Annotated in this window: 36 protein-coding genes and 1 tRNA gene; 12 read left to right on the top strand and 25 right to left on the bottom strand. The window is 56.7% G+C overall.

The genetic code is table 11. The features are described from left to right. Window positions 1–21 precede the first annotated feature (21 nt). The 6 genes from HMPREF9465_RS01300 to HMPREF9465_RS01275 all read right to left on the bottom strand — a co-directional run bounded on the left by HMPREF9465_RS01300 (window position 22) and on the right by HMPREF9465_RS01275 (window position 5,156). Window positions 22–1,317: an FtsX-like permease family protein gene (locus HMPREF9465_RS01300; protein WP_005433350.1), complete on the bottom strand. Its 1,296-nt coding sequence runs from the start codon at window positions 1,315–1,317 to the stop codon at window positions 22–24. A gap of 3 nt (window positions 1,318–1,320) precedes the next feature. Further along, a complete protein-coding gene (locus HMPREF9465_RS01295) occupies window positions 1,321–1,998 on the bottom strand; it encodes an ABC transporter ATP-binding protein (RefSeq protein WP_005433348.1) in 678 nt (225 codons plus the stop codon). Then, the gene (locus HMPREF9465_RS01290) at window positions 1,998–2,438 is read right to left on the bottom strand and encodes a hypothetical protein (RefSeq protein WP_005433346.1); all 441 of its coding nucleotides are present in this window, start codon (window positions 2,436–2,438) and stop codon (window positions 1,998–2,000) included. The genes HMPREF9465_RS01295 and HMPREF9465_RS01290 overlap by 1 nt, the downstream gene beginning before the upstream one ends. A 100-nt stretch (window positions 2,439–2,538) precedes the next feature. Next, window positions 2,539–4,290, bottom strand: a complete 1,752-nt coding sequence (locus tag HMPREF9465_RS01285) for an alkaline phosphatase (RefSeq protein WP_005433344.1) — start codon at window positions 4,288–4,290, stop codon at window positions 2,539–2,541. A 150-nt stretch (window positions 4,291–4,440) separates the two neighbouring features. Next, window positions 4,441–4,836, bottom strand: coding sequence for a DUF4236 domain-containing protein (locus tag HMPREF9465_RS12660; protein WP_005433343.1), 396 nt, complete (start codon window positions 4,834–4,836; stop codon window positions 4,441–4,443). A 229-nt stretch (window positions 4,837–5,065) separates the two neighbouring features. Beyond that, a tRNA-Ser gene (locus HMPREF9465_RS01275) sits at window positions 5,066–5,156 on the bottom strand. Window positions 5,157–5,230: 74 nt separating this feature from the next. Between HMPREF9465_RS01275 and HMPREF9465_RS13070 the strand changes: the two genes are divergently transcribed. After that, window positions 5,231–5,551 carry a hypothetical protein gene (locus HMPREF9465_RS13070; protein WP_147645201.1) on the top strand — a complete coding sequence of 107 codons (321 nt, stop codon included), beginning with the start codon at window positions 5,231–5,233 and terminating at the stop codon, window positions 5,549–5,551. A 191-nt stretch (window positions 5,552–5,742) separates the two neighbouring features. Here HMPREF9465_RS13070 and HMPREF9465_RS12125 read toward each other — a convergent pair whose 3' ends face one another. Continuing rightward, window positions 5,743–6,495, bottom strand: coding sequence for a phage antirepressor KilAC domain-containing protein (locus tag HMPREF9465_RS12125; protein WP_005433341.1), 753 nt, complete (start codon window positions 6,493–6,495; stop codon window positions 5,743–5,745). Next, the gene (locus HMPREF9465_RS01260) at window positions 6,488–6,778 is read right to left on the bottom strand and encodes a hypothetical protein (RefSeq protein ID WP_005433338.1); all 291 of its coding nucleotides are present in this window, start codon (window positions 6,776–6,778) and stop codon (window positions 6,488–6,490) included. The genes HMPREF9465_RS12125 and HMPREF9465_RS01260 overlap by 8 nt, the downstream gene beginning before the upstream one ends. Before the next feature lie 393 nt (window positions 6,779–7,171). Between HMPREF9465_RS01260 and HMPREF9465_RS13065 the strand changes: the two genes are divergently transcribed. Beyond that, a complete protein-coding gene (locus HMPREF9465_RS13065; RefSeq protein ID WP_147645200.1) occupies window positions 7,172–7,834 on the top strand; it encodes a hypothetical protein in 663 nt (220 codons plus the stop codon). A 5-nt stretch (window positions 7,835–7,839) separates the two neighbouring features. Here the strand turns inward: HMPREF9465_RS13065 and HMPREF9465_RS01250 are convergent, their stop codons facing one another. From HMPREF9465_RS01250 to HMPREF9465_RS01175, 17 genes are all read right to left on the bottom strand, one after another. Beyond that, window positions 7,840–8,265, bottom strand: a complete 426-nt coding sequence (locus HMPREF9465_RS01250) for a single-stranded DNA-binding protein (RefSeq protein ID WP_005433334.1) — start codon at window positions 8,263–8,265, stop codon at window positions 7,840–7,842. After that, the gene (locus tag HMPREF9465_RS13365; protein WP_005433333.1) at window positions 8,259–8,576 is read right to left on the bottom strand and encodes a hypothetical protein; all 318 of its coding nucleotides are present in this window, start codon (window positions 8,574–8,576) and stop codon (window positions 8,259–8,261) included. The genes HMPREF9465_RS01250 and HMPREF9465_RS13365 overlap by 7 nt, the downstream gene beginning before the upstream one ends. Continuing rightward, window positions 8,573–8,791 carry a hypothetical protein gene (locus tag HMPREF9465_RS01240; RefSeq protein ID WP_005433332.1) on the bottom strand — a complete coding sequence of 73 codons (219 nt, stop codon included), beginning with the start codon at window positions 8,789–8,791 and terminating at the stop codon, window positions 8,573–8,575. Before HMPREF9465_RS01240 ends, HMPREF9465_RS13365 begins: the two co-directional genes overlap by 4 nt. Continuing rightward, window positions 8,788–9,024: a hypothetical protein gene (locus HMPREF9465_RS01235; RefSeq protein WP_005433331.1), complete on the bottom strand. Its 237-nt coding sequence runs from the start codon at window positions 9,022–9,024 to the stop codon at window positions 8,788–8,790. Before HMPREF9465_RS01235 ends, HMPREF9465_RS01240 begins: the two co-directional genes overlap by 4 nt. Next, the gene (locus HMPREF9465_RS01230; protein WP_005433330.1) at window positions 9,021–9,500 is read right to left on the bottom strand and encodes a hypothetical protein; all 480 of its coding nucleotides are present in this window, start codon (window positions 9,498–9,500) and stop codon (window positions 9,021–9,023) included. The genes HMPREF9465_RS01235 and HMPREF9465_RS01230 overlap by 4 nt, the downstream gene beginning before the upstream one ends. After that, a complete protein-coding gene (locus tag HMPREF9465_RS01225) occupies window positions 9,497–9,733 on the bottom strand; it encodes a hypothetical protein (protein WP_005433329.1) in 237 nt (78 codons plus the stop codon). Before HMPREF9465_RS01225 ends, HMPREF9465_RS01230 begins: the two co-directional genes overlap by 4 nt. Then, the gene (locus HMPREF9465_RS01220; protein ID WP_005433328.1) at window positions 9,718–10,263 is read right to left on the bottom strand and encodes a hypothetical protein; all 546 of its coding nucleotides are present in this window, start codon (window positions 10,261–10,263) and stop codon (window positions 9,718–9,720) included. Before HMPREF9465_RS01220 ends, HMPREF9465_RS01225 begins: the two co-directional genes overlap by 16 nt. Further along, a complete protein-coding gene (locus tag HMPREF9465_RS01215) occupies window positions 10,260–10,526 on the bottom strand; it encodes a hypothetical protein (protein WP_005433327.1) in 267 nt (88 codons plus the stop codon). The genes HMPREF9465_RS01220 and HMPREF9465_RS01215 overlap by 4 nt, the downstream gene beginning before the upstream one ends. Before the next feature lie 49 nt (window positions 10,527–10,575). After that, on the bottom strand, window positions 10,576–11,007 hold the full coding sequence (locus tag HMPREF9465_RS01210) for a hypothetical protein (protein WP_005433324.1): 432 nt from the start codon (window positions 11,005–11,007) through the stop codon (window positions 10,576–10,578). Window positions 11,008–11,033: 26 nt separating this feature from the next. Next, a complete protein-coding gene (gene recT, locus HMPREF9465_RS01205) occupies window positions 11,034–11,894 on the bottom strand; it encodes a recombination protein RecT (protein ID WP_005433322.1) in 861 nt (286 codons plus the stop codon). 15 nt (window positions 11,895–11,909) lie between these two features. Then, entirely contained in the window at window positions 11,910–12,932 is a 1,023-nt protein-coding gene (locus HMPREF9465_RS01200) for a YqaJ viral recombinase family protein (RefSeq protein ID WP_005433320.1), read from the bottom strand. A 219-nt stretch (window positions 12,933–13,151) separates the two neighbouring features. Then, a complete protein-coding gene (locus tag HMPREF9465_RS01190; protein WP_005433318.1) occupies window positions 13,152–13,373 on the bottom strand; it encodes a response regulator transcription factor in 222 nt (73 codons plus the stop codon). After that, a complete protein-coding gene (locus HMPREF9465_RS13865; RefSeq protein WP_005433316.1) occupies window positions 13,370–13,504 on the bottom strand; it encodes a hypothetical protein in 135 nt (44 codons plus the stop codon). The genes HMPREF9465_RS01190 and HMPREF9465_RS13865 overlap by 4 nt, the downstream gene beginning before the upstream one ends. A 10-nt stretch (window positions 13,505–13,514) precedes the next feature. After that, the gene (locus HMPREF9465_RS01185; RefSeq protein WP_005433314.1) at window positions 13,515–13,706 is read right to left on the bottom strand and encodes a hypothetical protein; all 192 of its coding nucleotides are present in this window, start codon (window positions 13,704–13,706) and stop codon (window positions 13,515–13,517) included. A gap of 228 nt (window positions 13,707–13,934) precedes the next feature. Continuing rightward, the gene (locus HMPREF9465_RS01180; RefSeq protein ID WP_005433313.1) at window positions 13,935–14,162 is read right to left on the bottom strand and encodes a hypothetical protein; all 228 of its coding nucleotides are present in this window, start codon (window positions 14,160–14,162) and stop codon (window positions 13,935–13,937) included. Then, window positions 14,159–14,329: a hypothetical protein gene (locus HMPREF9465_RS13060; protein ID WP_005433311.1), complete on the bottom strand. Its 171-nt coding sequence runs from the start codon at window positions 14,327–14,329 to the stop codon at window positions 14,159–14,161. Before HMPREF9465_RS13060 ends, HMPREF9465_RS01180 begins: the two co-directional genes overlap by 4 nt. Before the next feature lie 518 nt (window positions 14,330–14,847). Further along, entirely contained in the window at window positions 14,848–15,507 is a 660-nt protein-coding gene (locus HMPREF9465_RS01175) for a LexA family protein (RefSeq protein WP_005433310.1), read from the bottom strand. Window positions 15,508–15,634: 127 nt separating this feature from the next. Between HMPREF9465_RS01175 and HMPREF9465_RS13995 the strand changes: the two genes are divergently transcribed. From HMPREF9465_RS13995 to HMPREF9465_RS01135, 10 genes are all read left to right on the top strand, one after another. Beyond that, a complete protein-coding gene (locus tag HMPREF9465_RS13995; RefSeq protein ID WP_005433308.1) occupies window positions 15,635–15,856 on the top strand; it encodes a YdaS family helix-turn-helix protein in 222 nt (73 codons plus the stop codon). A gap of 9 nt (window positions 15,857–15,865) precedes the next feature. Next, a complete protein-coding gene (locus HMPREF9465_RS01165) occupies window positions 15,866–16,705 on the top strand; it encodes a helix-turn-helix domain-containing protein (protein WP_005433306.1) in 840 nt (279 codons plus the stop codon). A gap of 10 nt (window positions 16,706–16,715) precedes the next feature. Further along, window positions 16,716–17,528, top strand: a complete 813-nt coding sequence (locus HMPREF9465_RS12120; protein WP_005433304.1) for an ATP-binding protein — start codon at window positions 16,716–16,718, stop codon at window positions 17,526–17,528. Window positions 17,529–17,541: 13 nt separating this feature from the next. Continuing rightward, complete coding sequence (locus HMPREF9465_RS13055) at window positions 17,542–17,778, top strand: hypothetical protein (protein WP_147645199.1); 237 nt, start codon at window positions 17,542–17,544, stop codon at window positions 17,776–17,778. Between the two features lie 219 nt (window positions 17,779–17,997). Further along, a complete protein-coding gene (locus tag HMPREF9465_RS13050; protein ID WP_005433301.1) occupies window positions 17,998–18,153 on the top strand; it encodes a hypothetical protein in 156 nt (51 codons plus the stop codon). Beyond that, a complete protein-coding gene (locus HMPREF9465_RS01155) occupies window positions 18,150–18,569 on the top strand; it encodes a RusA family crossover junction endodeoxyribonuclease (protein WP_005433299.1) in 420 nt (139 codons plus the stop codon). The genes HMPREF9465_RS13050 and HMPREF9465_RS01155 overlap by 4 nt, the downstream gene beginning before the upstream one ends. 862 nt (window positions 18,570–19,431) lie before the next feature. Continuing rightward, window positions 19,432–19,854, top strand: a complete 423-nt coding sequence (locus tag HMPREF9465_RS01145; RefSeq protein WP_005433295.1) for a hypothetical protein — start codon at window positions 19,432–19,434, stop codon at window positions 19,852–19,854. A 296-nt stretch (window positions 19,855–20,150) separates the two neighbouring features. After that, window positions 20,151–20,489 (top strand): hypothetical protein, encoded by a 339-nt coding sequence (locus tag HMPREF9465_RS13045; protein WP_147645198.1) that lies wholly within the window; start codon window positions 20,151–20,153, stop codon window positions 20,487–20,489. Between the two features lie 231 nt (window positions 20,490–20,720). Then, the gene (locus tag HMPREF9465_RS01140) at window positions 20,721–21,260 is read left to right on the top strand and encodes a hypothetical protein (protein WP_005433294.1); all 540 of its coding nucleotides are present in this window, start codon (window positions 20,721–20,723) and stop codon (window positions 21,258–21,260) included. Window positions 21,261–21,264: 4 nt separating this feature from the next. Beyond that, on the top strand, window positions 21,265–23,115 hold the full coding sequence (locus tag HMPREF9465_RS01135; RefSeq protein WP_005433293.1) for a phage terminase large subunit family protein: 1,851 nt from the start codon (window positions 21,265–21,267) through the stop codon (window positions 23,113–23,115). The last annotated feature ends 2 nt before the right edge of the window (window positions 23,116–23,117 follow it).

The following is a 23,117-nucleotide window of genomic DNA, read 5'->3' as shown; positions in this document are numbered from 1 at the left end:
AGAGGGCTCGGAGCGAAGCGCTCAGCGGATGGGGCGCCTCCCCGCGAGCCATGCGGGAATGAGGGCGCAGAACGAACCCGCAAGGAGCGTGGCCGCGGCGGCGAGAAGTTCGGGCGAGCCCATGGCGGGCGACATGGCAACGCCCGTTTCGGCGGCAAGCAGATGCGCGGCCGCCTCCGCGCCGATGAAGCCGAGGACGAGGCCGCCCGCGGTCCCCGCAGCGACGACCGTCATGACGATGCACCAGACGAGGCTCATGATGTAGCGCTGCGGGGCGCCGAGTACGCGGAGCTGCTCGAGGGCGGGCCTGCGGAGCTCACCGAGAAGCACGCCCATGATGAGCGTGGCGGCGAGCGCCGTGAGAAGCGTGAGGCGGGCCGTGATCGTCACGGCCTCGCTCGCGCCGCCCAAAAGCGAGTGGAGCGAGACGAGCACCTCGCCAGAGAAGACGCCCATCAGGTTGACCGACGTGCGGTCGGGGCCGGAGAGCGTGCGCTGCGACTGCTGCTGGCGCAGCCTGTAGGCATCGGCGAACGAGGCGGGCTTGACGACGACGGCGGAGACGCCGGGAAGCGTCTCGAAGTCGTGTTCGGAGAAGACGCCGAGCAGTCGGCCGTGCCCTTCTTCATGCGCATATTCATGCTCCGTTCCGTCTTCTTCTTCTTCGTGGTTGTAACCGTGGGCGCGCTCGAGTTCGTCGTGCACCGTCATCGAGTGCGTGGCCCAGACGGCCTCGATCGGAATCATGACGGCGCGGTCCCAGGGCGTGCCGCTTTCGGGCATCCTGCCCACGACCTTGAGGCGTCCGTGGTCGTGCGCGTGTCCTGCGCCGGGCGTCCTGCCGTGCATGGGTACGATTTCGTCGCCGATGCGGTAGGGGGCCGAGGCGCCGACGACGGCCTCGAAGGGCGCCTTGAAGAGGCGTCCCTCGGCGGGCCTGACCGTGCCGCCGAAGGTGACGAGCGACGTTGTCGTGCCGACGATGGGAGAGTCTCCCGCCCTGTCGCCGAATGCGACGGGGGCTGCCCACTTGACGCCGTGCCTTTCGTCAAGGTCCTTCATGACGGAGAGTGGCACGAGGGGAAGGGGTTCGTCACGCAGGAAGACGGCGCCGAGCAGAAGGGACGAGGGGCTGGCCTTGGCTCCGATGAGAAGATCGAACCGGTCGGCGGCCTGGGCCGAGGCGTGCCTCAGCATCCTGTCGGTCATGCCGGTCGCAATCGAGATCGAGAGCGAGAGTGCGAGGACGGCGGCGATGCCTGCGAGCACGGCGGCGCTTCTGCGCAGCTCGCTCCTAAGAAGCATGAGGACGTTCATGGATCAGATCCTTGGGGTGAGTCGGCCGTCGGCGAGCGTGAGGTGGCGCTCGAAGTGGCCGAGCACGCGCTCGTCGTGGCTTACGAGCACGAGGGAGGCGCCGAGCGAGCCTGCGGCGGAGATGAGTGCGTCGACCGCATGACCTGCACGGTTGGCGTCGAGGCTTGCGGTGGGTTCGTCCGCGAGGATGATCGAGGGAGACTGCATCAGCACGCGCACGAGCGCCGTGCGCTGCATCTCGCCTCTCGAGAGGAGTTCGGAGCGCGTGTCGGGATTGACTCCGTGCAACTTGAGGAGGTCCGTCGCGTCGCGACGCTGGGTGTTGGATACGGTGCGCGAGCAGAACGTGAAGGGGAGCAGGACGTTTTCGAGGGCCGTGAGGCCGTCGAAGAGGCGGAAGTCCTGAAAGAGGAAGCCGACGTGCCGGCCGCGCCAGCGGTCGCGCCTGGGTTCGGAGAGTGCGGAGACCTCGGTGTCGCCGTAGAGCACGCGGCCCCTCGTCGGGAGAAGAATGCCCGAGACGAGCTTGAGGAAGGTGGTCTTGCCCGCGCCGCTTGCGCCGCGCACGGCGATCATTTCACCGGGTTCGAGGCAGAACTCGTCGATCTCGAGGAGCGTGCGCAGGGAGGAGCCGTCGCGAACGTCGAGTCCGACGCCTTCAAGCTTGAGCGTGTCCGTCATCAGATCACCTCGTACTTTGCGTCGGCGAGCCGCACGAGGCTCACGAATCCCGTTTCGGGATCGGTCTCGCTGCCCGTTTCGAGCCGTCCCGTCACCTCGATGAGGCGGTTGTTCTGCACGAAGGCCTGCTCGCTCGCGAGCCTCACGAGGATGATGCTGTCGGGCCAGTCCTGATCGGAGTTGCAGAAGGGGCACAGGCTCACGGGCTCCTTCGTGAGGATGAGGAAGGCGGCTTCGGCCTTGAGCGGCGGAGCCATGAAGCCGCGGATGCGGATCCGCTTGCCCGAGAGCGACTTGAGCTTTTCGGAGAACTGAAGGCCGAGGACGGAGTTGCCCGCGTACATCTCCTCAAACCTGAGTTCTGGGACGGCGGCGAATGCAGGGACGGCCACAAGGAGCGGGGTCCCAAGAAGGCATTTGACGAATTGGCGGCGCTGCATGATGGGTGGCGTCTCGTTTCTGAAAATTGAAAAGGCCGGAGGCGGACTCCCGTGGGAGCCGCGCCTCCGGCGCGGGGCCCTGCGAGGGGCCTTGTGACCGTTACTTGCCGAGGGCAAGCGCTTCGGCCATCACGCGGAAGACTTCCGTGGAGTTCATGAAGCCGCGGATCTGTTCGGCGTTCGGACCCTGGGCGGTCACGACCAGATCGTCGACCGTGTGCACGCCCTGGCTTTCGTTTCGCGGGAGGTTGCCCTCGACGAAGTGGCCGCCCTCGACGTCCTTGTACCTGGCGTCGGCGACGTATTCGCCCTTTTCGTTCTTGACGGCCGGGTTGAAGGTGGCGTCAGGATAGGAGCGGTACGTTTCGTAGTAGTCGGGGTGGGCACCGAAGAAGACGGCAAGACGCTTGGAGGGGTGGAAGTTGTCGGGGAAGCCGTCCTTGTCCTTGTCCTCGTAGTTCGGGTAGCCGGCGTCGGCATAGACGCCCACCTTTTCGCGCATGTCCTTGCCCGGCTTGTTGTCGTCCACCGTGCCGGCGACGGAGATCGAGTGCGTGTGGTCGCCCGTCACGATGAGCAGCGTGTCGGGGTTCTTGGCGCAGGAGGCCTTGGCGCGCTCGACCACCTTGTCGAAGGCGATCGTGTCGCCCACGGAGCGGGTCCAGGCGAGCGGGTGGGAGTACTTGTCCACGAGGCCCGCCTCGAGCGTCAGGAAGAAGCCGTCCTTGTTCTTCTCGAGCACTTTGACGGCGGCGTCGAAGGATTCGGTCAGATCAGGCTGGTTCGGGAACTTCTTGACGGTGTTGCCCTTCCACTGGTGGCGGTCGACCCAGCCGTCCATGTTGCCGGTGTGAAAGAGGCCGAGCAGGCGGTCGGGCGTCTGGCCGGAGACGGCGCTGAGCATTTCCGTGCGGTCCGTGACGAGCTTGTAGCCGGCGTCGCCGAACTTCTGGATGTAGTTGATGCTGTCCTTGCGCTTGGAGCCGGCGGTTTCCTTCGGGAGGAAGTAGGCGGAGCCGCCGCCGAGGATGACCTCGGGCTTGACGTTGTAGAACATCCCGACGATGTCGGCCTTGTCGGCGCGGCGGCGGGTGTGGGAGACGACGGAGGCGGGCGTGGCGTCCTCGATCTCGGCGTCGCTCACGACGCCGATGGCCTTGTTGGTCTTGCGGCGCAGAAGCTCGGCGATCGTCTCCTGCTTCGGATCGTCCTGGCTGGCCTGGGTGCGGTCGGCGTAGACGCCGAGGGCGTTGACGCTCGACTTGTGGCCCGTCATGTAGGCGGAGGCGGTGTTGGCGCTGTCGGCGGCGATCGTGTCGACGGAGCTCGTGCCGAGAAGAGCCATGTGCGGCATGTCGTCCATGGCGAGCGGAGCGTTGTACATGCCGTTCGTCACGCCCTTGGAGAGGATGCGGGCGGCGGTGCGGTGACCGACGGAGAGGCCGTCGGCAAGAAGAATGATGACGTTCTTGGCAACCGGCTTTTCTGGCGTCGTGTAGATGTCCCAGTTGGCGCGCATTTCGCCTTCGGGGCTCTTGACGATGACTTCGTAGCGGCCGGGCTTCTTGATCTCGACGTCGCGGACGACGAGGGCGGAACCGTGGACGTTATCCTCCTTCTCCATCCAGACTTCCTTGCCGGAGAGCGTCTTGGAGTAGTCGGCACCGTTGATCTGAACGGTGACGTCCTTGCGGGCGAGGCTCTTGTCAAGCTCGATCTTGAAGTCGAAGCGGGCGTTCGTCATGAAGCGGGCCTGATCGACGGGATAGATCTGGGCGGCGCCGGCCTGGCCGGCGGCAATGAGGGAGAGAAGCGCTGCGGAGACGGCAGCGGTCGCGGTCTTGATTTTCACAATGAATTCCTTCAACAAACAATGGTCCGAAGGCGCCGGGCCTTCGGATGGAGCAAAGTCTAGGAATTCGATTTGACGATCCCGTGTCGGCTTCGTGAATTGATGATGACCGCGAGGAGGAAATGATGACGGAACCGTGTCGGACGGGACTCAGTCGGCGAGAAGGCTCCAGATGCCCGCAAGGCAGAGGCCGATGAAGGCGAGGAGCGCGATGCACTTGAGAAGCGCGACGGCGGACTTAAGACCGCCTGGCGCACGGGCGGGCGCCTCGGGCGCGGCGGCGCTTTCCGTCACGGGATCCGTCTGCTCGGGCGCTTCGATCTCCGCGTTCGTCTTTCCTGCGCTGCGGCGTCGGCCTGCAGGCTTGTCGAGGCGGGTGCGGCTGTAGATGCCCGTGCCCGGCAGCCCAGCGTTGAGGTAGGTGCCGCGCTTGCCGACCGAGACGCTCGCGCCCTTGCGGCCGACCGTGGCGCTGACGCCCGACTTGGAGAGGTTGAGCGTGACGCCGGGAAGAATCTTGATGCGCTTTCTGAAAAAGAGTGCCATGGCTGTTCGGGAAGCTTGGGAAGCTCTTCAAAAGCCCTCTTTAACTTTGCGCCCCGAGAACTTTTGTCTATTACACAGGCTAAATTTCTATGCAAACGATTGTTCAGGGTACTTTTGAAGAGCTTCCCTTGTTTGCCGGGAGGATTCAGGCTCGGACGGCGCAGGCGTGCGCGGCCAGAGCCCAATAGCAAAAAAGGCAGAAAGCCGAAGCTTTCTGCCTTTCGAATTCTGGCGGAAGGGGAGGGATTCGAACCCTCGATACGGAATTTCCGTATGCCGCCTTTCCAGGGCGGTACATTCAACCACTCTGCCACCCTTCCATAGGTGTTCAGCGAACATGCCGGCCGTGGTGATTGGCTTTGTCGACACGTCGAATTTGCTGAGGAGACGAAGTATGCCTGAGTTTTTTGAAAAAGTCAAGAAACGTTTGAAAAAAAAACTGCAGACGGCATGCGGGATGTGCCGGGACGCCGCCGCACGCATGAAAAAAGGCAGGAAGCCGAAGCTTCCTGCCTTTCTGAATCTTGGCGGAAGGGGAGGAATTCATGAATTAAGGCATAGCAACGGTTGTAGAGGCTTTAATGTCAAAAGACCCACCAAAAGACCCACCGACGAAAAAAAGAAGACTAACGGTTTTTTTTGCTTGTGGCGTTGCGAGATTCTCTGGCTACGCGACTCAGGAACTCGCGTAGAGCTGCGATGGGGTACGCAGTAATGCCTGGATAGGCTACAGGGTCCGGGAAGCCGCTTTCCAATGCCCAACGTCGAAGTGTCGGCTCTGATGTATCAAAGGCGGCGATGACTTCATCTCGCGTTAGAAATGCATAGTCAGGAACTGCCGGATCAAAGAGCATCGCGCGAATGCTCTTTCCGTCTAGTGTATTACCTATTGCCATAGTTTGGTCCTCACGATGCCAGTTCAAGCCGTTCGTTCCTGGTGATCTTGCCTTCCTTCAACAGCTCCTTGTAAAGCCGGAAAAGCCCCTTCGGCGTCACGTGCGCCGTGACGGACACGCTCGGTCCTTTTTCAGGATGATCGAAGTTCGACACGCGCGGGCGAAGAACACCTTGCTTGACTCTGTCGGCATAGGGTTCGTTCTTCGCAGTGAGCCACGAGTGCGTGCGCAGCCAGTCGAAGAGGTGCTTGGCCGGATAGCCGAGCGTCTTTGCCGCCTCTCGAATGAGCATGTCGCCGTAGGAGGCCTCGACAGTCTCAGCAAAGGCAACCTTAGGAGCGTCCTCGGCGATCTTGTGTTCAAGCGCTGCGGTCTTCTCCAGAGATGAGGCCAGCTGTCGCAGCGCCGTCGGATAGTCCGGCAACGCGGGAGCGGATACCTTGGCCTTCGCAAGTTCGTCGCGACAATCGCTGAATGCTTTGACGAGGCGAATTTTGAAGGTGCGGGCGATCTCTGTGTTCTTCAGGTAGGTGAAGAGGAGCATTGCCTGGTTTTCGTTGAATAAGGCGACCTCGCGTTTTTGAGTGCCGCCATTCGTTTCAAAGGGTCGGGTTTCAAATCCAACCCTTCCGAAGGAGTTGAAGTCGTCCTCATACTTGCGCGTTAGCTTCATCACCGAAGCGTGTTCGATTTGAGCGCCGTCAGCGATGGTGAGAGAGTCGACGACCGGTTGGCCGTTGGTGAGTTTGATGATTTCATTCATTTGCGTTTTCATCCGTTACGGAAACGACAAGTTCAGCGGTCTCGATGAGGGCAGCCGCTGTTGCGATAGACGATTGGATGTCTTTGTAGGAGCTGAGAACTTGAGGGTTTTCGGTGGCGTCGAAAACCATTGTCAGGATGCTGCGTGCCTCTTGGCAGAGCGAAAGCGCCTGAGAGTGGGCCTCAGCTGAGGACAGAGAGTTGGAGAGCAACCCTCTGATGACGAAGGGCAAATTGAATGTTGACAGTGTCGCGGACGCGACAGCAGATTGACTGGCTTGCATAGCGAGTCTCCTTTGGGTGTTGCTGGAGCCTCGCGACCACTTTCCACGGTGGTGAGCGAGGCGCTACGGGGTGGAAATACCGTCCCAAAGGTGCCGGCCGCCGCAAGGGCGCCCGTAGGCCTCACTCGTAAAAGTGATATGCACGCACACAAAAAATCCGCTCGAACGAGAAGACGTAAGGCGGTTGTGCGCCTTTGGGGTTCGTCCGGGTTTCCACGCCCGATCACGCTTTTTCTCACGTGATGGGCTCATTGTATGCATGCGTTTGTCAGTTTGTCAACATTCGTTGCCGTATGATGTTGGGTGAGCTCGCGTCGTCACACGCGAGCCCACCATTTCTCACACTCGGAGTAAGCGAGCATGAAAACGTACCCGTACCCACAAGACCAGATCATGGAATACCTGCAGGAAGCGGCTGATAATGGAGAAGTGATTCAGCTGACCTATTACGGCGGAACTCGTCCTGGTGAGGCGCGTTCTGTTGTTCCGACAACGGTTTATAAAACTCGTTTTCATGGAATTTGCATAGACTCCAATATTGAAAAAACATATCTGTACGAAAAATGCTACTTTCCGAAGATGTTTGGTGTTCAAAAGCGTAATGCTTTAGCAGATACTCCATCACGGTTTGCGGGAAGTTCAAAAAGGTTCGATACCTTTTCTGAAAGTGACTCAAATGCACGAGAAATCCGTAGATTGGAAGACCTAAAGAGAAGCAAAGAGAAACTTGAGAAAAGCAAGAAGGAGCTTGCAGACTCTGTGGGAGAGCTTAAGGAGTCTTGGAACGACTTGGCTCATATCGTCAAGACACGGGGCGGTACAAGACCGATTCGTCAGACAGCCCAGGAGCCGTTAACCACAGAAGAAAAGCCTTCAATCAGTCAGCGCGGCTGGTTCATCTTGGTTTGGTATGTTGTTTTCTTTCCGGTTGGTGTCACACTCACCTTGGTGAATCCGAGATACAGCAAGCAAAAGAAAGCAGTCATCGTGTTGTTGTTCGTTGCATTTTTATGCGTGATTTGGTCGATGCCTCAGCCTCAAACTCCGCCAGCGTAGTTCCCTTAAAACGGTACTTCGCCGTCGTCATAGGTCTGGGTATGCTCTTGTGCGCGTGATCGCCTTGCCGGCTCTTCCTGTCGCTGTTCTCCACGATCCTTCGCGCTCTGGACGAACTGGAAGTGTTCGCAGATGACTTCCGTCACCCATCGGTCGGCGCCGTTTTTGTCTTTGTACTTTCTCGTTTGAAGACGGCCACGTACCCAGATCGGCGACCCCTTGTGCAGATACTCGGCAATCGTCTCGGCAGTCTTGCCAAAGGCGACGACGGTGTTCCAGTCTGTGACGTTTTCGTATTGACCGTCCGCGTTTTTTACTCTACGGTTTGTGGCGACGGCCAGGGAAACGAAAGCGAGGTTGTTCGTCCCATATCGGAGGTCAGGGTCGCGGCCAAGGCAGCCGCAAATGGTCACTTCGTTGATGTTCAGCATTGTTGTTCCTTTGAAATTCGGTTGATTTGTCGTTCGATCTTTTCGTGCATTACCCGGTCGACCTTGGCGCTGAAGCCGGGAATCAGAATGCGGAGCTGACTGATCATTACGAGGCAGTCGGCGCATTCCTCTGCAAGGTCGTTTTCAAGCACGGTGATGCACCGGTACTTGCCGCCGGATGCTTCAGCCTGTCGTGCGAGCGCAAGACGTGAAGCCGCAGTTGCAGCCTCTCCGAACTCTTCGGCAGCCTTGAGCGTCTGATGGTCTCGCCCGTAGTGTCTGGCAATGTCTTTCAGTTCTGCGTCGATCATTCTTCGTAGTCCTCACACCAAGGACGGAAAGAAAGCTGATACCTGCTGACGTCCAGCTGTCGATTGTGCTCGTCGAACCAGTCCCGTCCGTTGAAGTACGCGTACATGCAGAATCCTTTGTGTCCGTCACGAGGGACGAGGCTGATCTGGTAGTGCCCGCGTTCCGGGCGCTCTTTCTTAAAGGAGCGCCATTGTTCGTTGTCATGTTTGTTCATTGCTGCTCCTTGATCTCTTCAATGTCCTGCCACTCAATTCGGACGTGCGCGAGGCAGGCGCCTATCCAGATGCCGACCGTGATGCCCTCGGCAAACTCCTCGTCCGTCACACGACCGGCTTTGTGAGCATCCGCAAAGGAGGCTGCATACTTGTTCAGACGCTCGTGGAATTTGCCACCGGACAACGTCTCTAGTTTTCTTCGCGCTTTTTCATCGCGCACTCGGTACTTCATTCGATCAGTCCTTCCTCTTTCATGACACGGACCGGCTTCAGGTGATGCTTCATCACGTAGTGAAGAGCCTGGTCCATCTCTTTGTAGGTGAAGCCCTTGAATAGCTCGATCAGGCTCTGCAACAGGGCTTCTGCTTGCAGAAGGTTTTCTTTCGCAATAACGTGCTTCTCTTGCCAGATGCGCCAGGCGGCATCGACCTGACGCCATGCCGGCTCAATCTCACGCCTGAACTCTTCGCCTTCTTCGAGGTCGTAGGACAGGCGATCCGCGAGAAGCAGAAGCCCAACGAGGTAAGCCCACGATTCGTGCGAAGGCTCCGTTCTGAAGGACTGCAGGTGAATGCGGTAGTCAAGCTCGATACTGGCGGCGGCGCGATCGCTGAGCCCCTTATTCGCCGAGATGTCGAGCATGTCGAGGTAGCCGATGCGGTGTTTCTTCGGGTTGTATTTCTTTGTTCGCTTTTTCTTGGCTTTCATTCCTCGCTCTCCTTCTGTTTGACGAAGCAATCAAGCGGGTAAAGCGTTGGCTCAATCTTTCCTTTGACTGGAATGTGGAGGAGATAAAAGCCGCCAAGCGTTCCTGTTGCGTCGATTGGACCCATGTACAACCGTCCATCGCACTCCGCTTCGGCTTTGCGAATCGCTTCTTGCGTTGTGCCTATCATGCAAGCGACCCGCTTGCGGATTTCCTTTTTCATTTCGACTGGCATTCTTCGTTCTCCTTGATCTTCGATAGCAAGAACGTCTTGAGCACGAACGCCGCATCCTCGTGCGAAACACGGCGCACGTCCTCCGTTACCTTTGTGAATATCGTCGTTCCGGCTTTGTTCAGGATGACGCATGTACGGGTTTTCTCGTCAGTCGTGAAGCGGACTTCGTAATGCTCGCGGTTCACGTAGAACCGATAACCCCACACGGACTGGACGCCTTCAATCTCGCAGTTGAGACGCCGCATTTGCGATCTCGACCACTCTTGTTGAGCTTTCATGAATGTCTTTGCGTCATTCGCTGCGTTGAGAATAGCCTTACCGATTTGCTCTGCTTCGAAGTACCACATGTCGGCGAGATAGCCCGATTCTTCGACAAGCACTCTTACAGAGACTCCGCTCCTTTCAATAATCGCGAGACAGTCGCGATCCTCGTCATGCGTGTTGTCGTAGTAGTCCTTTGTCCACGGCATGCCGACGATCTCAGAAATCGCGGCCTGAGCGGCCTCATCAATTTTTACTGTCTGGCTCATTCTTCGTCCTCCCACAGAGCGTATCTGGCGGTCACATCCTTATGCCCAAAGGCGTTTAGCCGGCCGTCCCAAAAAATCGGCAGCCGGTGGAACGAGCCGAACGGGATGAAGTCTTGGCCGTCGAAAACCGCAAACCCCTGAAAAAGGGTCTTGCCGAAGTAGGGTTCCGGCGTGCCAGTGTTTTGATCCTTTTCTTTGACTTCGAGCCTGAGCGGCAAGCCGCGCGGCGGCGTCGTGTCCGGATACGTTTTCCATTGCGTCATTCCTTATCCTCCTTACGGAAAGCCCCGCACGAGGCGGGGCATGAGTGGGTTACTGGTGCTTGAAGCTCAAGCGAATGTCGCCGTTGTCTTCAACAGTCATGGACGTTCCAGCGATCTTTTTCAACGCTTCTGGATCAAACGCGGGCGTCTGTTCAACGGGCACCGTTTCAGCTGTGGGTTGTTCGTCGAACTCCTCCTCTTCTTCAGCTTTTTCTTCAGTGTCGTCATAAGCAAACAACAGAGCGCTGATCTCGTCGCTTTCGATTTTGGCGCGCTCGATTGTGAGTGCGTAGTTGCAGACGGAATGGGCGATATTCTGGAGGACTTCCTTGTGTTCGCTTTTGTGGCTTTCGAAGGCGATCAAGAGAGCAGATTCGACGAGGAGAGAAGTGTCGATGTCGTCGATCCGGTTGTCATACTGATTGTTGATGTCGAACAGAGCGGACCGGATGATTTCATGGGAGGTTGCTTTTTTAAGCATGAGCTTCTCCTTGTAGAGATAATGGATTAATTGTTTTCGTGGATTTCGTCGTCAACGACCGGGGCTTCGAGATACTGCTCTGCAGCGGTGCCCTTCTCTATGAACTCGCCTTCAATGAAGTCCTGCTGCGTTACTGCTTCGCCACGGTCCGACTTCTCGTCGATCTCGACGGCGCGGACGGCCTCGATGCTGACGGGGAGGTACTTGAATAGGCGACGAATGACGGTCTTCTTTGCCATCTCGTCCCAATGCGAGGACCAGGGGCCAGAGGTGCCGGCTTTTGAGGTCTTGCGCACAGCTTCAATCTCTGCGCGAGACATAACCTCGAATTGAACCCCACCGCCCTTGAGCTTCGCGACGGCATAGACGTGAGTGACCTTTCCTCGATCCGCAACCGATGCAGGGATGTGCTCGATGTCCGGATCAAGACCGAGCTTGTAGTTGAAGGTGTCCTGTTCGTGCACGCAGTATGCGGAGAGGCTGACGATCTGGCCGGATCGACGTGCGAGGTCGATCATTCCTCGGTAGCCGATGATGAGCTGGGCGTTCGGACGACCAGCCTTGTCTTTGCCATTCCCGAAGGGCAGCAGGTAGCAATGCCCGAGCGCGGAACCGGGCTCAAGGCCGAGAGCAGCGCACTGGAGGACGGCGCCGTAAAAGCTCTCAGGGGCGCACTTCAGAAGAGCCGGTGCCTTGCGGCACTCAGTCATGACGATGCGCGTCAGGCGATCAGCAGTCATGCTCTTCGGAAGTGCCAGGGCCATCTGAGCCTGAAACTTTTTCGAGCGCACGACGTCGATGACGGTTGCGGCTTTGACCTGTTGCACGACGGCGGTCTGTTCGGCGGCAGGTGCGACCTGAGATTTGAGAACATCAGTTGTGGACATTGGTTTTCCTTTGTGTTAAGCGAGTCGAAGGATGCGGGTGGTGGAGGTCTGTACGAAGTCCCTGTACAGGTCCGGGTGTTCTTTCTTGAATGCGGTGGATGCGAAGCGGGAGCTGTTCTGCGCCTTGTAGGTCACGGCCTTCTCGCCGCCAATGAGTAGTCCTGACTTCTCGCCGATGGCTAAAATCACGCGGTTTGCGACGGCCTTTTCCTGGTCTTGGAGCTCCTTGATGCGCTCTCTGATCGTGCGCAACTCGCCAATGTCGGCCGCTTCATCGTTGCTGGCCTCGACCATCTCGCCGTCATCGCGGGCGTACAGCTTCTTGATGTCGTCGGCATTGATCGGATCGGGAGGGACGTCAGCGAGGACCTTCTTGAACCAGAAGGCGTGGCACTTTTCGACGATGGCTTTGATCACGTCCTCGTCGCGCCGCACTTCGTACATTCGGAAGTCTTGTCCGCCGATGAGAACAGCGACATAGAACTTCTTGATTCCGGTAACGGCCATGTACCACTGAATCTGCGTTTCGTAGTAGAGCGGAATCTGGTGCTCGGTGACGACATTGCCGGACACGATCTCAGCTTCCTGCGAAGGTCCCCACTTGTCAGCCATGAAGGCGTTGGCGGTCTTGCATTCAAGGCCAACGTCGGTCGAAAGCATGAGGCCTGTTTCGGCTGCCTTTTCGGGCTTGTGGACGCGGACCGTCTTAGCAATCTGCTCGTTGACGATCGCCCGGTCGATGTTGCCGCGCATCCAGCCTCCCTCGCCGGTTGAGAGTAGGAAGTTCACGCGTTGAATTTTCATTCCGGTGCGCTTGCTGAACTCTTTTGCAACCACGTCTTCAAGCGTCGTTCCCCAGTAGGCTGCCTCACCTGCCTGTGAGCCTTTTGTCTTGCCGGTCTTCTCTTCCCACAAGCTCAATGGCGTCTTGTAAGGGTTGAGTCCGAGGACCGTTGCAACGTCTGAGCCGCCGATGCCCTTCGTGCGTTCTTGCAGCCAGGCATCGCGTTCCATCTCTGCAGTCTTAATTGCTGCCATTCAAAACTCCTTGAAAGAGCGCGGCCGCGACAATTGCGAGCGCTCCTACGAGAACAACGACCTTCCAGATCAGCGAGGGGTGTTCACACGAAAAAGGCTCGACGTTCTGCCGAGCCTGCTTTGCTGCGCGCCGCTGTTCGAGCGGTCGCTTTCGAGTAATTCGTTTCATGTCGAAGTCCCTTGGAATGTGGTCAATGATCTTGACTGGGGCTGAGTAGCTCATTGTGTTACCTTGAAAATCCCGCGTTGAAAAGCTTTGTAGACTGCTTCTGCGGCAGTTCTCGCGCAAAGCACGCTCATCATTTCTTCGTGGTAGTACTTGACGGTCGTTATCGCGATGCCCATCTTTTCGGCGATTTCGCGTCGTCTGAGACCTTTCGCGACGAGCGTGAGGTACTCGATTTCGCGCGGTCTCAGGTTTTTGCGCGGTTCTGCCTTCATTCGAGCACCTCGCCTTCGTCTTCGTCATCTTCGTCGTAACCGTGTTCGTCCTCGTCTTCTTCGTCAGGGTCGGGGCCGCACCATTTTTCGTAGTCGTCAGGACCACATCCGTCAGGGTAGTTCCATGCCATGCCGATCTCCTTAGTCAAAAATCCAGTGGTAGAGAGTGGCCGCAGCCATTGCCGGCAGGATCACCAGACCGAAGAAGCCGATTAGCCCTTCGAACGCGTCGAGGAAAAAGCCTGCAGCGCCAGAGCGGTGATATTCCGTGCCATCAGCGCCAAAGAGGGTGCGCTTTGCAAGGGTTTCGAGGTAGTTGAAAAAGCGCTTCATGACGCCTCCGAAAAAAGAAAAGACATTCAGACGCCCTCGCTCGGAAGAACTGCCGGCTCGTGATGGCACGGGCAAGGGCGCGTGAATGTCCTTTTTGTTAGTGGTGGGTGAGGGAGCAGGGGTGAACGCAAAAGCCTCTCGTCTGCAGATGCCCCTGCTTTGGAATCTGGCTCGAGTCATCGACCAGACCGGCTCATATCTGCGTCAAGCCGTTTTCCCTCGAAGTCGTTACGGAAGTTCGTCCAGGATGCACTGGACGTTGCACGCGACCTGCTCGTACTTCTCCGCTGCGGGGCAGTGGATGACGGTCGGCTCGGTCTTCATGTAGAAAGCGAGCGCGGCGGCGTTCGCGATGCTCATGAGCGCGTACTCGTGGACATCAGCTTCGCTGCAGGTCTCGCGACCGATCGAACGGAGGTGATGCGCCAGTCGGGCGTCGAAGTCGTTGCGCTTCATTCTTCGCCCTCCTCGTCGTCATCGTTGAGCAAACCAGTCAGAAGGGCGTCAGCGGAGTTGAGTGCACCGATGTACGCATCGTCGTCGCCCCGGATGTAGGCCTTAGCGGCCTCATCCATGAAGTCTTTGATGTACTCGAGGTAGTCGAGCTTGTCCTTGTCCGTCATTGTGTTCTCCTGATAAGCCGTCCCGCGTGTCGCTCTTTGCGTGTGCCTGCGAGACGGCTGTGATCTTTATGAAAGTCCATCCAAGCGCTCTCGCGCCAGCCCCCTACGCATTGAACACATGCGCAAGAACGCTTGAATCGACTTTCTGCTGTGCACGGTCCCGCGTTTTCCGCAGGCAACCGCTCGGGTCTTCGTGACCTCTGCCTCTCTCGGCTGCATCAGCTACGTCCGCCGCTCCACGTCCCTCAACGTCTGCCACCTCGCGTCCGCGTTTTCATGTCGGCCCTCCCGGTTGTTGCCGGTAGGTTGGTGTTGAATGGTTTCTTCTTGCTATGTGCTGTTGAAACCAATCAACACCATCGATGTTACACCAAAATAAAACCAATATGGTTGCCGTAGGGTGTTGGTGAGGTGTATAAATTGGGGAGTTATTGACGCGCATCAATGGCACTGAAATTAAGACAAAAAAAGCCCGCCTTGAGTGGCGGGCTTGATTTGGTTGTGTTATGGGGTTTGGTTTAGTAGGTGTTGAATGATCCGCAAACGACGCCGACGACCTCTAAACCGTGTTGCATGGAGTGAAGGATTGGATAGTCTGGGTTCAGCGGCTTCAGATCAAAGAGTTCTCGACCTTGATCGTCGTATCCGGTGACGACGTATTTCTTGAAAGTCGTCTCTGTGAGAATGCCAGACGTAGAACGTGCGATGACGAAGTCTCCAGGTTTTGGCAGCCTATTGGGGTCGACGAAGAGCAGTTGTCCTTCTTGGAAATTTGGCGACATGGAGTCGCCTCTTACGCGAAGAGCAAAAGTTTTCTCCGGCAATGTTTCTGGGACGATCGCCCATTCATCGTATTGTTCTTGTCCGTTGTCTGTAAGCATTCCCGCCTGCACATATGAAAGGATTGGTATGCGCTTGAAACGTATCGTGCTTACTTGGGGGTTGCCGAGTTCTGCGTTTTCCGTGTCAAGTGTTCCTGGAGGAAGGCCAAGCTTATCTTCAATCTCTCTAGCGATTCGTGCTCCAAAAGACTTCGTTCCTCTGATCATGTCATTGATCTGCTGCGGAGCTTTGCCCAGTATCTCGGCCAATCGAGACCGCGAGCCATTCAGCTCTGCCAGACGACTCAGGTTTGCAATGCGTATCCGCTTCAGGGCGTCTTTTTCATTCGTACTCATAAGAAGTACCTCCCTTCCGCAATAGTAGTGTGAAAGGTGTATGCGCGGCAACATGTTCGGCAACCAACAAAAGCGGCGAAAATGTTGTATTATGGTTTAACACCAAAACAACACCGAGAGGTCTGAGATGACGCCTCGAGCGCTCGAATATTTCAAATCGCTAAAGCCTATCGAGAAGAAGGCCTTGTGCCAAAAAGCAGGCATTTCTGTCCGCTGGCTTCACAACTGCATGTATGTCCCGTCGAAGAACTTCAGCCCGGAAGTCGCTGAGAAGATCGAGATGGTTTCTTGTCGAAAAGTGACGCGCGAAGACCTGCGCCCAGATATTGACTGGTCGCTTATTCGCTAAGGGGACGCCATGAGCTTCAAGGTTTCCGCACTGGCATGGATGGTTCCGGTTGAGAAGTCAACCGAACGTCTTGTGCTCCTCGCTCTTGCCGACCGGGCCGATGACGAAGGCAAGAACTGCTACCCGTCCGTCGAGACCATTTGCAACATGACGCAGATGAATCGAAAGACGGTCTTTGCTGTGATTTCGAGGCTTGCGGAACGTGGCGTTTTGTCCGTGCGCAAGCGAGAGGTACACAACTCAAATGAGTACCTTCTGCACATAGAGGATTGGCCCAAAAACGGAAGTACCGAAAACGGGACAACCCAAAAACGGGACGACCCAAAAACGGTACGCCAGTTGTCCCGAAAACGGTACGCCAGTTGTCCCGAAAACGGTACGCCAGTAGTACCGAAAACGGGACACGAACCTATCAATGAACCTATCAAGAACCAATCAATAACCAGTAGAGAAGACGCGCCGCCAAAAACCAGAGCCAAGAAAGGCGAAGCCTGGAAAAAGTGGATCAAGGTCGAAAAACCGGACGAAGTTCCTGATGACCTCTGGAAGCAATTCGGAGAGATTCGCGCCCTGAAAAAGCGGGCTTTGACTGAAAGTGCGCTTGAGCTTCTTCGATCCGAAGGGGAGAAGGCTCACATGACGCTGCTTCAGGTCATCGAGCATTGCTGCGCCAATGCCTGGGCAGGCTTCAGAGCCTCCTGGTTGACGAGGACGAGCGGTAGCACCTACCGAAAGCCTCAGAACGTCACCCAGACGGCTGAATACCGAGAACGACTTCAGGCCTGCTGCCGAGGTGAAGGCAGAACCGAAAAACTCGCCGACGACGGCGTAACGATCATCGTGGATTGAGGAAAACAACATGAAAAAAGCAGAAGGCTTGGTCGGCCTGTTGGGCTTTGCCGAGGGTGAGGAGGAGCGGGAATGCCCCGTGCACGGGCGATATATCTCTCACCTGACCTACCTGAAGGGAGAGCTCAAGAACGCGAGCGGATGTCCGAAGTGCCGAGCGATCCAGTTGCAAAAGCAGCGGGAAGCTGAAGAGCGCGAGCGCAGGGAACGCGAAGAGCTTGAAAAGCGCCGCGCGTATGAGCAGACGCTGGACCGAACGGCCATCCCGACCAAGTACCGATCCAGAACGCTTGCATCCTTCAGAACCGATGGGAACGACCAGAAAGCGAAGGTGCTCAAGATCGCCGAGTCCTACATCACAAAGTTCGACGCGCTTCGCCAGTCCGGCATAGGGATGGTTTTCATCGGCGAATGCGGGACCGGCAAGACCCATCTGGCGTGTGCGGTGCTTCAGGAACTCTTGAGCAAGTGTGCCGGCATCTACACGACGGCGCATGAGATGGGGCAGACGGTTGCTGACTCCTGGGGATGCCGAGAGCCGGGAAAGACGACCGCAGACGTGAAAAGAGCCTACAAAACCTGTCCGCTGCTTGTCGTCGATGAGGTCGCAAAGGAAGACGCGAAGCCGATCACAAAGGAAGTTCTCTCAGAGGTCTTGTACGCCCGCTACGACACTCAGCTTCCGACCATCTGGATCACCAACGCCGATCCGGCGCTGCTGAAGACCGCGATAGGAGAGCAGGAGTACGACCGGCTCAAAGAAACGTGCAAGTTCATCCGGCTCTCGTGGCCGAGCATGCGGAAGAACGACATCGATTTTTAACAAAGGAGAGGTCATGACAGACCAGAAATCAAATGAGCGAGACGGGCAACCGGAAGCAGTCCAGTCGCCCGAAATCACAACGGATTTCAGTTCTCTTGAGCTGGAGACGCTAGATACCGCCGAAGAAGAAGGAAAACGTCTTATTCGTCATTACGTGCAACGCGCGAAACAGCTTCATCGAGAACATCTTCGTCGCTGGGGCAGACCTGATCAAGCCAAGCAAGAACTGCCTCAAGGCGTGAAACGTTGATCGAAACCAAAGACTGGACTTCTTCTGTGCCTGTGTCGCCCGTTGCGGAAATGTCGATCGGTTCGAGTTTCACCGCACCTGCAGCGCACATGGCGAGTAAGGCTGTTTTGGGGTCGAGTTTAGTAACAGGCATTTGTTTAAACCTCCGTGGGTTGGTTGATGGACGTGTTGGGGAACACAGCCTCAATCATCTCACGGGGGACCTAAAAAGGAGGAGTCATGAAAGAAAGTGACGAATACCGCCTCGGACGATCTGCCGCACAACGCGGTGAGCCGATGGCGAAATATCAGGGCTTGACGGCTCGAATGAATCCCAAAAAGAGAGCGGCCTTTATTCAAGGCTATTACGACGGACTGAGGAGAAAGGAAAAATGATTAGTTTCACGATTGAGGGGGTTCCAGTCCCCAAAGGACGCCCGCGCTTCACTCGCAGCGGCCACACGTACACGCCGGACACGACGCGAAAGTATGAGGCGCTCGTGACGGCCAGGGCAAAGGAGGCAATGATTGGCAAGAGAAAGATCGAAAAGCCGAACGCAGTCCGTGTGGACATTCTCGCCATCTTTCCTGTGCCCTCGTCATGGTCTAAGAAACGCCGCACAGCGGCTCTGCAAGGTGTCGAGCATCACGTCTCAAAGCCGGACCTTGACAACGTGCAGAAGGCGATTCTTGACGGCATGAACGGGATCGTTTTTGAGGACGACTCGCAGGTGATCGACAGCCGGACCAGAAAGGCATACGGACCCGAGCCGGGTGTAAAAGTTTTTATTGACGAGGTGAAGCATGGATGATGCAGACCGAGCCGCCAGAAGCGATGAGTGGATCATGCGAGCGGCAAGAGAAGAGCGCAGACCTGAAGGCCCGAGGCCTAAGATCGTGTCGGTATGCCTTTTTTGCGGAGAAGAGATCGAACAGATCCCTGCTACGATGGAAGGCATCAAGCACGCTCGTCGATGGTGTGATGCTGAGTGCAGGAATTTGTGGGAGAGAGACCATGAACGAATTAAGTAACTTTAGGCGTGTCGACCTTACGGGGAGAAAAATTGGATTTCTGACTGTCCTGTGTTTCGATCATACTGACGGCTCTCGATATTGGAAGTGTCGGTGTGAATGCGGCAATGAGGTTGTGAGAAGCGGAAAGAATCTCCTTCGCTACGAGCGTGAAGGAAAGATGCCGTCTTGCGGGTGTCACTCTCGCGATAATTACAAGCCGCACCAAAAGCACGGTCTTAGCCAACACAGGCTTCACAAAATCTGGCGAGGGATGCGCGACCGTTGCCACAACCCGCGGAACAAATACTGGCGTCATTACGGTGGCAGGGGCATTGTGGTTTGTGAGCGATGGGCGGATTTTCAGAATTTTTTCGACGACATGGCTGCGTCATGGAGTCCTGGACTTACGTTGGATCGAATCGATGTAAACGGGAACTATTGCCAAGAGAATTGTCGATGGGTTACGCAGAAGGAGCAAACAAGAAACACTCGCCGAAGCGTGAAAGTTAATGGGGTAGCGCTTTGCGACCTGGCCGAGCGAACGGGGATGAATGTCTACACGCTGTACGACAGGCATAAGAGCGGATGCCCTGATGAGTTTTTGACGTTGCCTCACGACGAATACGTGAAAGCGAAGAAGATCTGGAGCAAGGAAAACGAATGAACGCTGAAGAAAAGATGCTCGAAGACCGCCTGCTCAACTGGGGGCGATGGAACCAAGATCCGAAACGACAGGGACGCTCTCCGTTGTGCGCCTTTATGGAAGCCGTGCCGGACGATGATAAGGACAATGACCTGCCTGTCGAACGGCATGACGGACCGCCGCCGGTGGATGTCAGCGATGCCCTGCTTGTGCAAAGGGCGTGGGAACGACTCCCGGTTGCACCAGAGCGCTACAGAAAGGCGAAGATGGTTGTCGGTGTTGCATACGCCTTCAACGTGCCTTTCATGGACCTGAAGCGCATCCTGAGGAAGTATCACCGCATCAATCTTCACGAGCGGGAGTTTGATGGACTGGTAGAGATGGGCAGGAAGATGATTCGAAACAATCTGCTCAAACTCGAAGGAATGCCGCCTAAATGAGTTATACTAAAAGGACAATTTGAAGCTGTGTGATCAGCGGGGCCGTTTTCTGGGATAGGTGCATCTTCAGAAAACGGCATGCCTTTTTGCGTAGGCGGGTTCGAAACCCAGAAGTAAGCCTGTAGGAGTGATCCTGCGGGCTTTTTTTCGTTTACAACACCGCGCAAGCCTAGCCGGGGACGGATTGTCCCCAGGAAGCTCACTCCGCGCGGTTACCTTTTCGCTACCTTAGGGCAGTTTGCTCCGAGGTCGGGGCGGGGAGAAATCCTCGCCCTCTCTAATTCCTTGGGTTACCTATGAAGAAAGCTATTGTGGCGGCCATTGCGGTCGCCTTTTTCGTTTCTACAGCAGCTGAAGCACGAGGTGGTCGTGGGTTCAGCGGCGGTCGTTCGTTCTCCCGTCCTGCTCCCACGAAGAGCTATGCACCGAAGCGCACGACCGTTGTGAAGAAGAACACGACCGTCATCAACCAGACGGTGCATCAGGTGCCGGCTTCTTCCAACAATAGCTTCTGGTCTACTGTCGCCGGATCTTTCGCAGGATCGATGGCAGGCAACGCTGTCTACGATGCTGTGACTGATGACAAGAACCAGGAGCCTGTGCTGGCTCAACCTCAGCCTCTGCCCGCTCAGTGATGGGGCGTCGAATGAGCGACGGAGAGAGCTTGGGTCCTCCCGGGGCTTTTTGACTCATGCGGGTCGGACGAACCCCGAAAACGGTCTAGATGCAAATTTCAAAAGGGTGTTCATGAACATTTCACTTTACGCTTTCCGTGAACGCTTTACGCTTGCCGGTGCCTGCCGGTATTGAAGCGAGAGCGCGAACGCGTGAAGATGGAATCAACAAACAAATAACGAGGTGTTGGCATGGCGAACGGCGTCAGCATGCGAGAGTTTGCACGCCAAGTCGGACGTAGTGCCGCATACGTTAGCGGAAAATGCAAGACTGGCGAGCTGCCTCTTGTCGACGGAAAGATTCCGTTAGAAGAAGGCCTGAAAGCCTTCAAGGCTCTGGTCAAGTCTGAAGAAAAGAAAAAGGCGAGCCGCCGCACGTCCAGAAGGACGGCGGAAGTGTTCACGGGCGATGACGAAGACGACAAGCAAATATCGTCTGCGCTGAATGTTAACGAGGCCTTCAACAAGGCCCGGCTTGCAAAAGAGGTCGCGACCGCAAAGATCAAAGACCTCGAGTACAAAAAGCTCAAGGGTGAATACGTTGCAGTTGCTGAGGTTGAGGCGGACGCGAGGGAGGCAGCAGCGATGCTCCGAAACTTCGCGATCTCCGCCCCGACTCGTTATTCAGCGCTGCTTGAAAACAGAACGCAGCGCGAAGCTGAGGAAGTCCTTGAAGACATCTTCCGCGACCTTCTGAAAACAATCAACGGCTCGCGGTTTGCAAAGGAGTGATGACATGGGCATTTGGTCCAAGGCGTGGGCGCAAGCCTGTCGCCCGATCTCTCGTTTGACTGGGAGCCAGTGGGCTGACAAGTTCCGCGTCGTCGCTTCCGGTACGTCTCCTGAGGCTGGTATGTGGCGCACAAGCCGAACGCCGTATTTGCAAGAGCCGATGGATTCAGCAACGGATCGACGGACAGAAATGGTCGTCATGTGTTGCTCTTCGCAGCTCGGCAAGTCGGAGATGCTCCTGAACATCATGGGCTACTACGCCGACCAGGAGCCCGCCCCTCAATTGATGCTACAGCCGACCGTTGAAATGGCCGAGGCGTTCTCGAAGGAGCGCATCGAGCCCATGTTCCAGAACTCTCCCGGCTTGCAAGGAAAGCTCGAAGAGGGAAAGGACGGTCGAGGCTCTGCGAAAAAGTCCAGCACGACTATTCGCATGAAGCATTTCCCTGGCGGGTATCTGGCTTTGGTCGGTGCGAACTCACCGGCAGGCCTTGCATCTCGTCCGATCCGCGTCCTTCTTTGTGACGAAGTGGATCGATACGGCGTGACGAAGGAAGGTGATCCTCTGAAGCTCGCGATTCAACGAACGCAGAACTTCGGGAACAGAAAGATCATTCTTGTCAGCACGCCGACGATCAAAGGCGCGTCGAAGATCGACGACTGGTACGAACGCAGTGATCAACGTCGCTTTTTTGTCAAGTGCCCTCATTGTGGTGAGGAACACGTCCTTCAATGGGCGAACGTCACTTGGCAGAAAGATGATGAAGGGAACGCGTTGCCGATGACGGCAAGTATGCATTGTCCGGAGTGTGGCTGCATAACGAGAGGCGCGTACAAGCCCGACCCGAAGCTGCTGCAGAGCGGACGTTGGATTGCAACGAACCCGGGCAGCAAGATCAAGGGCTATCACGTCAACGCGCTCTATTCGCCTTGGGTCAATTTGCACGACCTGGTGGAGGAGTTCGTTTCCGTGAACCACAACCGCGACAAACACGGTTTGATGGAATTTGTGAACCTGAAGCTCGGTGAGGCATGGGAAGAAATCAACCCAGATGCCGACAACTGGGAGCAGTTGTACAACCGGCGCGAAAGCTATCCGGCAAACGGCGTCCTCCCGGAAGGCGTCTTGCTTCTGACAGCCGGCATCGACGTTCAGCATGACCGACTGGAATGCACGGTCTACGGATGGGGCGTTGGTCGAGAGTGTTGGGGCATTGAGCACCGAGTGCTTTATGGCCGTCCGGATGATCCGCGAACTTGGCAGCAGCTCGATGCGGTCCTACAGCGTCAGCATTCGATGCCGAACGGCGTCAACGTTGCAGTTGCTTGTGCCTGCGTCGACTCTGGTGACGGTACCTACACAACGAATGTCTATCAATACACAAAGGCTCGCGAGCGGATGCGCGTCTTCTCTGTGAAGGGGCGCGGCGGCATCGGTGTTCCGTTCATCAACACGCCGACGAAGAGCAACGCGATGAAGGCAACGCTCTTCACGCTCGGCGTTGACAGCGGAAAGTCGCTCGTCATGAACCGGCTTTCCGTGCAGGAGCCTGGTCCGAACTTCGCGCACTATGCGGCGCAGGAGGACAGGGGCTTTTCTGAAAACTTCTTCAAGCAGTTGACCGCTGAGGTACTTGAAAAACACTTTGAAAAAGGCGTCGTGAAAATGGCGTGGAAGAAAATCCGTGAACGAAACGAAGCCCTTGACTGCGCGGTCTACGCGACTGCCGCACTCGAATTGCTGAACCCTAACTTCGAATACCTTGCCGATTTCTACCAGAACGGCGGGGCACTCAAGCAGCAGACCGCTCCGCGTAGGTCGCGCGGAACCCTTTCAAAGGGGATCACCTTGTAAAG

This window comes from Sutterella wadsworthensis 2_1_59BFAA, from assembly GCF_000297775.1.
Lineage (GTDB): Bacteria > Pseudomonadota > Gammaproteobacteria > Burkholderiales > Burkholderiaceae_F > Sutterella > Sutterella wadsworthensis_A.
Note: the sequence above shows the minus strand (reverse complement) of the source record. Positions and strands in the feature narration are given on the sequence as shown.